Origin of the sequence: Archangium violaceum Cb vi76 (assembly GCF_000733295.1) — a bacterium.
GTDB classification, from domain to species: Bacteria; Myxococcota; Myxococcia; order Myxococcales; family Myxococcaceae; genus Archangium; species Archangium violaceum.
In genome coordinates this window covers 14,679-26,715 of the sequence record NZ_JPMI01000076.1, presented here as the reverse complement: position 1 = coordinate 26,715, position 12,037 = coordinate 14,679, and the positions used below count along the sequence as shown (strand labels likewise).

The following is a 12,037-nucleotide window of genomic DNA, read 5'->3' as shown; positions in this document are numbered from 1 at the left end:
TTGTGAACAGCGTTCACTGAACACCGTTCATGTAGTGATTGCCGTTCACGGAGTCAAGTCCTACAGTGGAGGTATGGGGATTTCGGAGCGGAAGGAGCGGCAGCGGGCGGAGCTGCGCGAGCGGATATTGAAGGCGGCGCGGGAGATGGTGGTGCGCGAGGGCTTCGGGGCGCTGTCCATGCGCAAGCTGGCCGAGGCCATCGAGTACGCGCCGGCGACGCTGTACCTGCACTTCGAGAACCGGGACGAGATAGCCCGGGAGCTGAGCGTGCGCGGCTTCCAGCAGTTGCTGGAGTACCTGGCACCGGCGGCGCGAGTGGAGGAGCCGATGGAGCGGCTGACGGCGGCGGCGAGGGCCTACGTGCGTTTCGGACTGGAGCAGCCGGAGACGTACCGGCTCATCTTCATGGAGGATCCGAAGCTCACCACGGCGCTGTTCGGCGAGGGGAAGGAGGACGCGGGAGCGAAGGCCTTCGCGTTCCTGGTGCAGCCGCTCGAGGAGTTGAAGGCGGCGGGGCGGCTGGCGGCGGACGCGGACACGCGACAGCTCGCCGAGGTGTTCTGGGCGGGCGTGCACGGCATCGTGAGCTTGAAGCTCACCTGCCCGGGGTTCCAGGGAACAGAGGCGGACGTGCTCGCCTCGACGCTGGTCACCACCTTCTTCCACGGACTGCCGGGGATGAAGGAGGCACAGCGCCCGAGCGGCTGAGCGGACCCGGCTCCAACTGAGAGCGTGCTGGTAGCCTCGGGCGCATGCTCTCGGTTCTTCTGCTGATCGTCGCGACGCAGTTACCCTGCCTGCCGGTTGACTCCACCGCCATCTGCGATTGCAAGCAGGGCAGGCCCACGGGCTGCGCGGCCCTGGACACCCGGAAGGCCGCCGAGATCGCCCAGGCCCTTCGGGCACTGAAGGTCGCGGAAGACGAACAGGCGGCCAAGGCAGCCGGAGCCTCGGCAGAAGCAGCTTCCGAGGCGCCCGAGCCAGCCGCTTGCACGGGCCAACTGCACCACATCATCTCCAAGCCCATCTTCAAGGCGCTGGATGACCATCCCACGCTCATGGGCGTCTACGAGCCCCGGGATCCCCGCTTCGTCACCCGGGCCGTGGACGAGAAGGCGCATTGCGGCTATCAGGAATGGCACCGGAAGGTAGACGCGGAAGTCGTCGAATGGCTCGATCAGTACAGGTCCGTGACGGCCAGCCAGTTCGAGGCCTACCTGCGCTCCATCTACAGCCGCCCCGACATGCTCAAGAGGTTCCCCCTTGGCTTCTGACGCCCCTCCCCGCTTCTTCGTGCTCAAGAACGCCATGGACTCCAGTCACGACACTGACTTCGAGAGGAGTGGAAGGACCATTGGCGAGGCTGGCGAGGCCCCACGGTGCCATCTCTGCGGCTCCTTCATTGGGATGCGAGCGTGGCTGCCACCACGGCGCGGCGAGCTGACGCTGTATGGCACGGCGTTCGGGGACTACATCAAGGGACCCGGGAGTGGCCACCTCCTCTCCGCCCGCTTCGTGGAGTCCTTCCGCACCGAGGGACTGACCGGGCTGTCTGACTTCGACCCGGTGGAAATCGTTCGCGTGCGCACCCGGCGGCGCAGCGCCCCCAAGATCCCCCCTCCCTACTTCCACACGGTCCCCATCTTCGGCGGCGCAGCGGTGGAGGAGGCCAGGAGCCGCATCCGGCGCCACAAGCCCATCGATTGCGACTGGTGCCGGGAGACCAACGTTCCCGCCATTCACGGCTTCACCCTGGAGCAGTGGCGTGGAGAAGATGTCTTCTTCGCCCGCGGCATGCCCGGCAGTCCCATCGTCTCCGAGCGCTTCATCCGCTTCGTGGAACGGCACCAGTTCACGAACATGAAGCTCATCCCCACCGAGGAGTACACCTGGGATCCGATGGGACTCGGACCGACTCGGCCCGAGCTTTGACCGCCCGCCCCCAGGGCAGGCGGGCGTCTATTAGCAGTTGCTGGAGTACCTGGCCTCGACGCTGATCACCACCTTCTTCCACGGGCTGCCGGGGATGAAGGGGGCACAGCGCCCGCGCGGCTGAATGGAGTCGGGTCCATCTGAGAGCAGGCTGCTAGCCTCGGGTGCATGCTCTCAGTCCTTCTGCTGATCGTCGCGACGCAGCTTCCCTGCCTACCGGTCGACTCCACCGCCATCTGTGATTGCAAGCAGGGTAGGCCCACGGGCTGCGCGGCCCTGGACACCCAGAAGGCCGCCGAGATCGCCCAGGCGCTCCGGGTGTTGAAGGCTGCGGAAGACGAACAGGTGGCCAAGGAAGCAGGGGCCTCCGCCGAGGCAGCTTCCGAGGCGCCCGAGCCACCCGCCTGCACGGGCCAACTGCACCACATCATCTCCAAGCCCATCTTCAAGGAGCTCGATAAGCATCCCACGCTCATGGGCGTCTACGAGCCACGGGATCCCCGCTTCGTCACACGGGCCGTGGACGAGAAGGCACATTGCGGCTATCAGGAATGGCACCGGAAGGTAGACAAAGAAGTCGTCAAATGGCTCAAGCAGTACAGGTCCGTGACGGCCAGCGAGTTCGAGGCCTACCTGCGCTCCATCTACAACCGCCCCGACATGCTCAAGAGGTTCCCCCTTGGCTTCTGACGCTCGTCCCCGCTTCTTCGTCCTCGACAGGGCCATGGACTCCAGTCACGACACGGACTTCGAGAGGACAGGAGGCCCCATCGGCGAAGCCCCGCGGTGCCATCTCTGCGGCTCATTCATCGGCATGCGCGTCTGGTTGCCGCCACGTCGCGGCGCATTGATGCTCTATCGCGAGGGTTTTGGAGACTTCGTGGATGCAGGTGGCGACGACTACCTTGTCTCCGCCCGCTTCGTGGAGGCCTTCCGCGCCGAGGGACTGACCGGGCTGAGCGACTTCGAACCCGTGGAAATCGTTCGCGTGCGCACCCGGCGGCGCAGCGCCCAGTCCAAGCTCCCCCCTCCCTACTTCCACACCGTCCCCGTCTTCGGCGGCGCGGCGGTGGATGAGGCCAGGAGCCGCATCCGGCGCCACAAGCCCATCGATTGCGACTGGTGCCGGGAGACCAACGTGCCCGCCATTCACGGCTTCACCCTGGAGCAGTGGCGCGGAGAAGATGTCTTCTTCGCCCGCGGCATGCCCGGCAGTCCCATCGTCTCCGAGCGCTTCGTCCGCTTCGTGGAGCGGCACCAGTTCACGAACATGAAGCTCATCCCCACCGAGAAGTACACCTGGGATCCGATGGGACTCGGACCGCTCCGGCCCGAGCTGTAGCCGCCCGCCCCCAGGGCGGGCAGGCGTCTACTTGCGCTCGGGACATTTACGGGCGATCACCCCGCCCTCGCGCTACCCTGGTTCCCCCCGCGCCATGTCCTCCTCGTCGACAGCACCGCTCGCTCCCGAGTCGGCCCTGCTCCGCGTCGCGCCTCCCCCCGAGGAGTCGCCCCTGCGCCGCGCAGAGCTCCGTCTCCAGGAGCTCCTCGCGGAAATCGACGCCCTCGACACCGAGCTCGACTCCCTCGCCCTCGAGCTGGAGCGCTTCTCCCGCGCCTACGAGGACTCCCTCTCCGCCTCCTTCGAGGAGGTCAGCCGCTCCGAGCGTCTCCTGCGCCGGCTCCGCAACCTCCAGGACGCCGCCTCCGCCCTCACCCGCCTCCTCGAGCAGCCCGCACTCCCCTCCGCTGATCCCCGCAGGCCCTCCGAGCGCTCCGCTCCACCCCGCACCTCCGCGCGCCAGTCCCCCGAGGAGCCCTCGAAGCGCGCCACCTTCGACGACGAGGAGGACGCGGACACCTTCGACGACGAGGAGCCCCCCGAGGACGACTCCCCCTCCGAGGAGGAGCTCCAGGCCGAGCGCGAGGACGAGGCCGTGGCCCTCAAGCGGCTCCACCGCCGTCTGGCCCGGCTGCTCCACCCGGACCTCGCCCAGTCGGACGAGGAGCGCACGCGGCTCGACGCCCTCATGGCCCGCGTCAACGTGGCCTACGAGGCCGGTGACCGCACCACCCTCGAGCTCATCGCCGCCAAGGTGGGCGCCGGTGACACCGCGCCCGGCCACCTCACCGACGACGAGCGCCTCGCCCACCTCGAGCGCCGCATCCGCATCCTCTCCACCGCCGTCCACTCCCTGCGCCAGCAGCGCGAGAGCCTCCGCTCCACCGCCACCGCCCGCCTCCATGAAGAAGCCAGGCGCCGCGAGGCCGAGGGCCGGGACTACCTCGCCGAGACGCGCGCGGAGATGGACGAGGAGCTGCAAGGGCTCGCCCAGGATGCCCGCGCCCGCATGCGCCAGCTCGAGCGCGCCGCGCGCACACTGACTTCCTTGAGGAACAAGCGCATGTCCACGCTCGCCGAGAACGTGAAGGGGCGGAAGCTCCGCGCCTTCGATCCCGTCCAGGAGAGCCCCCTGGTGCGCCAGGGCGTGCTCCGCCTCGAGCGCCAGCGTGCCACCCCCGCCGCGCGCGAGCTCGCCCGCCGCCTCGAGGACGCCGTCTCCCAGGAGCCCTGGCAGGTGGCCCTCACCCTCATGGCCTTCTTCGCCGAGGCCGCCGGCCGTCCACCTCCGGGGCTCGACACCACCGAGGCCTGGGCCGAGCGCTACGAGCTGCTGCGCGAGCTGGACATGCCCGAGGCGCCCACCTACGACCAGGCCCTCACGCGGCTGCCGCGCCACCTGGAGCTCGGCATGCGCGTGATGAAGAAGGAGGTCCGCTTCGGCCTCCAACTGCGCGACGCCGAGCTGCTCGCCGCCGTGCCCCTGGCCCTCCAGCGCGAGGACGTGGCCGAGCGCGGCCGCTCCGTGCTCGCCGTCCTCGGCCCCCAGGAGCAGTGCAAGCGCTGTGGCGAGGAGGTGCTCCTCCAGCACCTCTTGCGCACCCGCGGGCTCGACGAGCTCAACGGCATGCTGTGCCCGCTGTGCGCCCACGTTCAGAAGAGCTACTGGCTCTACAGCCGCTCCGAGGGCCAGGAAGCGCTGCTGCCCCATGCGCTACGGCTCGGCACCCTCGTCGAGCAGGGCGTGCGGCTCGCAGGCACCACCCTCGGCTTCCAGCTCCTCCCCGAGGAGCGCGACACCCTCACCACCGCCCAGCTCCTCCAGCGCTTCGTGGACCTGTACCTCCAGCCCTACGGCGTGGAGCTGGCGCCCGCGCACCTGCGGCTCGAGCAGCGCGGCAAGGCGCTCGAGCCCGAGGCGCTCGTCACCCGGGGCGCCATCACCCTGAAGCTGGCGCCCGAGGCCGGCACCTCCGAGAAGGAAGTCCTCGAGCTGCTGCGCTCGCGCATCGAGCGGCGCTTCCGTCCCGACGCCTCGCGGTGAAGCCGGGCTGCAGCTTGGCCACCCGGCCATCAGCCTTGCTGTTGGCCCTTGATGAATGCCCGGGCGGTGGTTCGACCAGCTAGAAGTGACGAGTTTCGAAGCATCGAGAGTCCCAGGCGATTTACGTAGGGAAATACGTCCGCATCAGCTGCGATGAGGACGCGTCCGTTGCCCCACAAGAAACCTCCAGATGGGGACCTCTAATGCCCTCTGGCAAACAAACACGGGCTCCTGCGGCCAGCCCTCTCAAGAGGGCAAGCCCCCATGCATGTAGGCATCCAGGGCAGGTAGACACACTCGACGATAACGCAGGTGCTTGCTGTCCTCGTCCGCTGTATATTGTCAATATCCATGTCGATCTCTGGGGCCATCCTTCGACCTTCCCCTTCCCTTCGGGTGGAGGCCTGCTCGAACTCGTGGAGTTCGTTCTCTCCTTCCTGACGCGGGAGAGACTGACCCCTGAGGAACGTGCGCTGCTTGAGCGCGTTCGCGAACTCACCGGAACCTTCGGCACCTACATCCTTGAGGCGGATAGCCGGGATGACCTCGTCGCCCGGGTCGACGCGGTCCTTGAGGACCCGCAGTTTTACACGGCATATCAGGGCGCATTCGCAGTCTATTCAGTCGAGCACTTCCCCACTATCGTAGCGGAACTCGAAGAAATCACAGACGAGGACGTGGCCAACCTGGGCTTTGCCCAAGCGCTCGGGCCTGCCGCAGTGCCCTCCTTGCGCCACCTCCATCGACATCTACTCGAAACCAGCCGGTGCATCAGCCGCATGTTTGCTGGTACGACTGCCATGCCGGCATTCAGTGTGCCCAGCATTGTGAGCGATGATCCGCTCGCATTCGTCAGTGCGCCCGATGTTCCCCCTCCCGTTGCCGAGGCACTGCTCGCAGGGCTCCGACTCAACCCCCTCAGCCTCGCCGTAGGCGCCCTACGCTTCCAGCAGCGCACCGCAGAGCGGTGGCTGGGGCTTGCTATCGCGGAATTGCTCGCAAGGGAGAGCCGACGTGTCCTGGCTTTCATGACGGCGCTGACGGGCACCGAGGTTCCTGCAGGTATTCTTCCGCCTGAGGAGCGGCTGGACTTGCGCGGCCTTCTGAAAAGCGCGCAGGCCGTGCAGGAAGCATACGTGCGGTTCAACGAAGCTGCGAAGCGATCGGGTGAGCCGATATTCCCCGCCTCCTCCTAAGCCTCAATTGCGCGAGCGCGGTGTTGCTTGGGTGGACATCGGAGGTAAGCCGCACCCAGCCATCGTGGTCCGCCTCATCTCTGACCAGGGGCGGGCCATCGTCCTGTGCGGCACCGGTACCAAGCGCGCCGAGTACGCTGTTATCGAGGTGCCGGGCAAGTCGGCTGCGGGGAAGGCACTCGGCTTGGACAAGGATACGTTCTTCTACGCGACTCAACTGCGCAGCGTTCGCCTGGACCATCTCAGAGTACGCCACGGCCATTGCCCGCCCGCACTTTTCCTTCAGGTGCGCATCCTCGTCGAAGGGGCATTGTCGATCCTCACCCCTACGGAGCAGACGAAGGATCTGGCAGAGGATGCGCTCCCGCTACCTTCTGCCCAAGTTCCTGGCGACGAGAAGAAATCTTGAGTCGAGCGGGACGGAAGTGGAGCGGGTGAAACCGTCCCTACCTCTGCGCAGGTACCGCAGGACGAGCACAACCGGAGCGAGCGCAACCAAGCGACTACACGAGCACGGCTCGATGGCGGTCGTCCTGAGGGGGGTAAGAGAGCCCCACGCGAAAGGGGAGCCAGCGCCACCTCCGGGGGAGGGGCATTCGGGGCCAGTTGCGTCCGCACGCCCTGGTGCTTGTCGATGAAGGCGCGCCACGCATCGATGAACTGGGGTGCCACACGACAGGGACCAGCTCTACGTCAACTACGGCTTCCGCGGCTACATGGTGGTGGACGCGAGCAACCCGGATGACCTGCGCACGCTCGGCAACTACACGTACCCCGGGCAGTACAGCCACCACAACGCGGTGGGCACCTTCGCCGGCCGCACCATCGCCTTCGAGGGCGGCGAGGGCCCCGGCGAGCACCTGCGCGTGCTCGACATCACCGACCCCGCGAACATCGTGAAGATCGGCTCGTTCCAGCTCCGCCCCGAGCTCTCCATCCACAACATGCTGCTGGTGGGCAAGAAGCTCTACGTCGCTTGGTACCAGGAAGGGGTGCGCGTGCTGGACGTCTCCAATCCCACGCGGCCCACCCAGGTGGCGCACTACAACACCTGGCGCGAGCTGGATGAGGATCCCGGCGTCTACTTCGGGGGAGCCATTGGCATCCGCATCCCCGGTGATGGGTTCATCTACCTGGTGGACACCTGGCGCGGACTGCTCATCCTGCGCGAGAAGTGAGCCAACAGAAGACGAGGGGGGAGGCTTGACACTTGCCGGATGAAGCCCGGGTTTGCACAGGGCGAATGCCTCCCGGGAGCATGGCGCGTCTCTTCTCGATGCGGAGCCGCGCACCATGAATTGGACCCACCCCCGCCGGATGATCCTGCTCGCCAGTGCCCTCACCTTCCTCGGCTGCCCACCGCCCTCGGGCCCCACGGACCCTCCGGACGCGTCCACCGGAGAGCCCGACGCCTCCACACCCTACGAGTGGGATGGGAGCTACGTTCCGCTCGAGGAGACGGGCAACTGGAGCGGCCCGGGCCGCCTCTCGGCCTGCACCTTCGTTCCCGACAATGGCGCCTGTGACCTGAGCACGTTCGACCTCTCGGCGTGCGACACGGACTCGCTCGTGAACGCGGGCACCGAGGGCCATTACCTGCTGACCACCCGCGATGAGGGCCCGGCCGCCGGCGACCCCCCTTTCATCAACGCCATACCGTTCAAGCTCCCCAACGATGGGGGAACCCCGATTCTCGGCAGCCTGCCCATGACCGAGGAGCGGGAGGGCAACGTCCGCCTGTACACGAACCACGTCTCCCTCGCGGATGGGGGCACGCGCCGCACGGCGCTCGTCACCTGTGAGTCGCCCCAGGCGCCCGAGCTCACCGGCTGCTACGCCTTCTGCCGCAACGGCAAGCGCGTCTCCACGTCCACCGTCAAGTCCGACCGGCTGACCTGGCGCGCCGGGGAGAGCGAGGCCTCGGGCCTGGAGCTCGTCTCCGAGAGCCGCGTGGACATCGGCTACCCGGTGGACATCTACGTCACCAAGGGCCACGCCTATGTCGTCTCCGTCACCATGGTGGCCTCGAAGCCCGGCGGCCTCACCGTCTTCGACGTGAGCAACAAGGCCGCGCCCGTGAAGGTGAAGACGGTCCAGATACCGGGCGACTCCTACTGGAACGGAGTGTGGGCCAAGGGCGACGCGCTCTACGTGGCCAGTGCCAACAAGGGCGTGCTCCTCTTCGACATCAGCGACCCGGCGGACCCGAAGCTCATCCGCAACCTGCCTGGCGGAAGCAGTGCCATCAACGTCCACACCGTCTTCGTCGAGGGCAACCGGCTCTACGCCGCGTCGAACTCGGGCGTGCTGCTCTTCGATGTCACCACGCCCCTGGAGCCCGTGACGCTCAACCGCTACGCGCCCTACCCCGGGCAGCCGCACGACATGTTCGCCGTGGGGGACCAGCTCTACGTCAACTACGCCTTCCGCGGCTACATGGTGGTGGACGCGAGCAACCCGAATGACCTGCGCACGCTCGGCACGTTCACGTACCCCATGCAGTACAGCCACCACAACGCGGTGGGCACCTTCGCCGGCCGCACCCTCGCCTTCGAGGGTGGCGAGGGCCCCGGCGAGCACCTGCGCGTGCTCGACGTCACGGACCCGGCGAACATCGTGAAGATTGGCTCGTTCCAGCTCCGCGCGCCCATCTCCATCCACAACATGCTGCTGGTGGGCAGGAAGCTCTACGTCGCCTGGTACCAGGAAGGGGTGCGCGTGCTGGACGTCTCCAACCCCACGCAGCCCACCCAGGTGGCGTACTACAACACCTGGCGCGAGAGCGACCCGGGCCGGGGGGACTACTTCGATGGCGCCATGGGCATCCGCGTCCCCGGCGATGGCTACATCTACGTGGTGGACTCCTCGCGCGGGCTGCTGCTGCTGCGCGAGAAGTGAGCCCTCGGGGTAGACTCCGGGGCCATGCGACACCCGATGCGCCCCGGCTGGCTCCTCCTGCTCGTCCTCCTGCTGGGCCCCACCCTCTCCGGGTGCCTCAGCGAGCGCGAGAAGACCGTCCGGCGCCTGCTGGAAACGCGCGAGTGCGAGGGGTGCGATCTCACGGACGCCTCGCTGGAGGGAGCGGACCTCGAGGGCGCTCGCCTCAAGGGGGCGAAGCTGTCGGGCGCGAAGCTGGCTCGCGCGCGCCTGCGCAATGCCGACCTCACAGCCGCCGGCCTGGAGGGGGCTGATGCGCGGCAAGCGGACTTGCGAGGGGCTCGGCTCGACGATACCCGGTTGTGGAGCACACAGTTCCAGGGAGCCAACCTGGAAGGGGTGGATCTGCGCAACGCCGTCACCCGCGAGTCCGCCAACTTCGAGGGGGCCAACCTGCGCGGCATCAACCTGGAGGAGAGCGGCCTGCACGGGCCGGACGGGCCCTACCGCCGCTCCGAGAAGAGGTATCTCTACGACGTCCCCGCCGGAGGCGCGCTTCTCATGCGCGCGGACCTTTCGGGAGCCAACCTGCGAGCCGCCACGCTGGCGAATTGCAACTTCGAGGGGGCCATCCTCCGAGGCGCCGATCTGCGCGACGCCAACCTGGAGTTGTCCAACCTGGAAGGGGCGGACCTCGCGGAGGCGCGGCTGTCGGGCGCCACCTGGACTGACTACAGCAAGTGCGCGAAGGGCTCCGTGGGGCGGTGCATTCCCACCCGCCCCCGGTGAGCGGCACGCGGCCTCTCAGCGCCCCGCCCGCGGCAAGGTATCGAACTGGCCCTCCAGGGCCGCCTTCACCTTCGGATACAACTCCTTTCGGCTGGTGGAGTGCGCCTTGATGGCGAAGTAGGGAATGCTGCCCACGAGAGGCTCGCCCTCCTCCTGCTTCAACCGGGGGTCATTCACCTGCATCTGCCCGCAGTCGCGCTCCTTGAAGATGAGCGCATAGCTCTCCAGCATCTGCACGAACCGCAGCACCAGCTTGTCCTGATCCGTCTGGGTTCCCAGCTTCGACTTCACCCAGGCCTGGCTGCGCAACATCCCCTCGTACCAGTCCACCGCGGTCGCCCATTTCGACACCGCGGTCCTCAGCGGCTCCATCTGGGCGATGAGCGTGAAGAGCAGATCCATCACCGCCTGTTGCGAGAGGGACTCCGTCAAGCGGTCCTCGATGCCCTCCAGCCGCGAGATGAACTTGTTGAACGCGGCATCCTTGCCCAGGCCGAAGAACGTGTCCTTTTCCGTGATGGGCAGGTCCACGATGCGAGCCGCGAACGGCGTCCCCCGGAGCTGGGCGGCGGGAGTGGTCTCCGTGTTGTCGAACTCGTGGATCTGATCCTTGAGCAACTCATACACGAGATCCCACAGCGGCCCCCTCAGACTGGAGCGATCCACCGAGAGGAACTGGACCAGCGGCATGAGGAAGGCGGTGACGTGCAGGTCCTCGAAGAAACCTTGATGCGGGAACTTGCCGCTCTTGCGGCGGGCCTGGAAGGCCTTCTCCGTCTTGTCCAGCCCGTGCTCGATCTGGTCCAACCGGAAGCGGAACTTCGAGGCGAGCGTGTTGCTCATCACCTGGCGATGCTTCGTCAGCTTCGCGTCCAGCTCCTTGGGAACCGGGTAGTCGATGCCCTGGTTGAACCTGTCGATGATCTCCCGCGCCTTGTCGAACACGGCGTGGATCTGCTTCAAGGTGGCGAGCACCCCGTCGTAGAGCTTCTTGCCCTCCTCCGCGTCCATCAGCAGCTTGGGGTCGGGCACGTACCACTTCTTCCCGGTGAGCTGCACATCCACGGACAGCATGGCGCTCTGGAGGAGCCCCGTGTCGAACTTCACCTCGGCGATGCGCTCCATGAGTTCGGAGGCGCGGACCTGCTTGAGCACGTCATTGAGAGGGAAGAGCGAGAAGTCGGCGATGACACGCTGGGTCAGGTCGTACTTGCAGTAGACATTGAGAATGCGGCAGTCCTTGTGGAAGGCGCCGGTGTCCACCGGGTGCAGCCGCTTGAAGAACGGCGTGGACAGATAGGTGATGCTGCGGATCTTCCACTTCTTGGGCCACTGCTTGGAGGTGGCCGCCCGGTGGGTGAACTCGTTGATGACGTTGCCGCCGTGAGAGTGGCCGATGAGGTGGATGGACACCTCGCTGTGGAGGTAGCCCTGGTAGTAGGCCTTCTCTCCATTGGCTCCACACAACCGGTCCGCGAGGTAGGCCCCGGCGATGCGCCGGTTGGTGGGCGAGTTATCGCCGGTCCACCCATGGGCGACGAAGAGGTGCAGGTTGCGGTACTTCTTCTGGAGTTTCTCCAGTTCCTCGCGGAGCAACTTGTTGTTCCCCCAATACCAGTCCGAATCGTTGTTCACCTTCGGATCCGGCGGCGGAGCAACCTTGGGGTTGCGGTAGCTGGCGGAGCGGGCCTTGGGATCGCTGTTGATCGGATCCACGGTGCCGCCCACCATGACCACGATGTTGATGACATCCCGGGCGGTCTGCTTCTGGGGCACGGGTGCGACGCGCCCAGCCGTCTGAGACGAAAGATTCGGGGCCATGGAGGGTCTCCTTCCTGGACAGCGTCTCCACGATC

The 12,037-nt window shown here is 66.8% G+C and carries 11 protein-coding genes and 1 pseudogene; 11 read left to right on the top strand and 1 reads right to left on the bottom strand.

Features of this window, described 5'->3' with window-relative positions; translation table 11 throughout:
- Nucleotides 1-73: 73 nt before the first annotated feature.
- From Q664_RS12130 to Q664_RS12080, 11 genes and pseudogenes are all read left to right on the top strand, one after another.
- The gene (locus Q664_RS12130) at nucleotides 74-709 is read left to right on the top strand and encodes a TetR/AcrR family transcriptional regulator (protein ID WP_043393867.1); all 636 of its coding nucleotides are present in this window, start codon (nucleotides 74-76) and stop codon (nucleotides 707-709) included.
- 44 nt (nucleotides 710-753) lie between these two features.
- Entirely contained in the window at nucleotides 754-1,275 is a 522-nt protein-coding gene (locus Q664_RS12125) for a hypothetical protein (RefSeq protein WP_043393865.1), read from the top strand.
- On the top strand, nucleotides 1,265-1,933 hold the full coding sequence (locus Q664_RS60805) for a hypothetical protein (protein WP_043393863.1): 669 nt from the start codon (nucleotides 1,265-1,267) through the stop codon (nucleotides 1,931-1,933). Before Q664_RS12125 ends, Q664_RS60805 begins: the two co-directional genes overlap by 11 nt.
- A gap of 168 nt (nucleotides 1,934-2,101) precedes the next feature.
- Nucleotides 2,102-2,623 (top strand): hypothetical protein, encoded by a 522-nt coding sequence (locus Q664_RS12115; RefSeq protein ID WP_043393856.1) that lies wholly within the window; start codon nucleotides 2,102-2,104, stop codon nucleotides 2,621-2,623.
- Nucleotides 2,613-3,275, top strand: coding sequence for an imm11 family protein (locus tag Q664_RS60800; RefSeq protein WP_043393854.1), 663 nt, complete (start codon nucleotides 2,613-2,615; stop codon nucleotides 3,273-3,275). Before Q664_RS12115 ends, Q664_RS60800 begins: the two co-directional genes overlap by 11 nt.
- A 94-nt stretch (nucleotides 3,276-3,369) precedes the next feature.
- Nucleotides 3,370-5,319 (top strand): coiled-coil domain-containing 22 family protein, encoded by a 1,950-nt coding sequence (locus Q664_RS12105; RefSeq protein ID WP_052517989.1) that lies wholly within the window; start codon nucleotides 3,370-3,372, stop codon nucleotides 5,317-5,319.
- 416 nt (nucleotides 5,320-5,735) lie between these two features.
- Nucleotides 5,736-6,515 (top strand): hypothetical protein, encoded by a 780-nt coding sequence (locus tag Q664_RS12100; RefSeq protein WP_043393853.1) that lies wholly within the window; start codon nucleotides 5,736-5,738, stop codon nucleotides 6,513-6,515.
- A 64-nt stretch (nucleotides 6,516-6,579) separates the two neighbouring features.
- Nucleotides 6,580-6,924, top strand: a complete 345-nt coding sequence (locus Q664_RS12095; protein ID WP_043393851.1) for a hypothetical protein — start codon at nucleotides 6,580-6,582, stop codon at nucleotides 6,922-6,924.
- 253 nt (nucleotides 6,925-7,177) lie between these two features.
- Nucleotides 7,178-7,693, top strand: a pseudogene (locus Q664_RS12090) (LVIVD repeat-containing protein); the annotation flags it as partial.
- Between the two features lie 115 nt (nucleotides 7,694-7,808).
- Nucleotides 7,809-9,413 (top strand): LVIVD repeat-containing protein, encoded by a 1,605-nt coding sequence (locus Q664_RS12085; RefSeq protein WP_043393850.1) that lies wholly within the window; start codon nucleotides 7,809-7,811, stop codon nucleotides 9,411-9,413.
- A gap of 24 nt (nucleotides 9,414-9,437) precedes the next feature.
- The gene (locus Q664_RS12080; RefSeq protein ID WP_084609778.1) at nucleotides 9,438-10,181 is read left to right on the top strand and encodes a pentapeptide repeat-containing protein; all 744 of its coding nucleotides are present in this window, start codon (nucleotides 9,438-9,440) and stop codon (nucleotides 10,179-10,181) included.
- 15 nt (nucleotides 10,182-10,196) lie between these two features.
- Here Q664_RS12080 and Q664_RS12075 read toward each other — a convergent pair whose 3' ends face one another.
- Nucleotides 10,197-12,002 carry a hypothetical protein gene (locus Q664_RS12075; protein ID WP_152622053.1) on the bottom strand — a complete coding sequence of 602 codons (1,806 nt, stop codon included), beginning with the start codon at nucleotides 12,000-12,002 and terminating at the stop codon, nucleotides 10,197-10,199.
- Nucleotides 12,003-12,037: the final 35 nt, after the last annotated feature.

What these genes read in the sequence shown, in the direction of transcription:
- Q664_RS12130 (WP_043393867.1), top strand. Translation starts at nt 74, where the DNA reads ATGGGGATTTCGGAGCGGAAGGAGCGGCAGCGGGCGGAGCTGCGCGAG.
- Q664_RS12125 (WP_043393865.1), top strand. Translation starts at nt 754, where the DNA reads ATGCTCTCGGTTCTTCTGCTGATCGTCGCGACGCAGTTACCCTGCCTG.
- Q664_RS12115 (WP_043393856.1), top strand. Translation starts at nt 2,102, where the DNA reads ATGCTCTCAGTCCTTCTGCTGATCGTCGCGACGCAGCTTCCCTGCCTA.
- Q664_RS12105 (WP_052517989.1), top strand. Translation starts at nt 3,370, where the DNA reads ATGTCCTCCTCGTCGACAGCACCGCTCGCTCCCGAGTCGGCCCTGCTC.
- Q664_RS12085 (WP_043393850.1), top strand. Translation starts at nt 7,809, where the DNA reads ATGAATTGGACCCACCCCCGCCGGATGATCCTGCTCGCCAGTGCCCTC.
- Q664_RS12080 (WP_084609778.1), top strand. Translation starts at nt 9,438, where the DNA reads ATGCGACACCCGATGCGCCCCGGCTGGCTCCTCCTGCTCGTCCTCCTG.
- Q664_RS12075 (WP_152622053.1), bottom strand. Translation starts at nt 12,002, where the DNA reads ATGGCCCCGAATCTTTCGTCTCAGACGGCTGGGCGCGTCGCACCCGTG.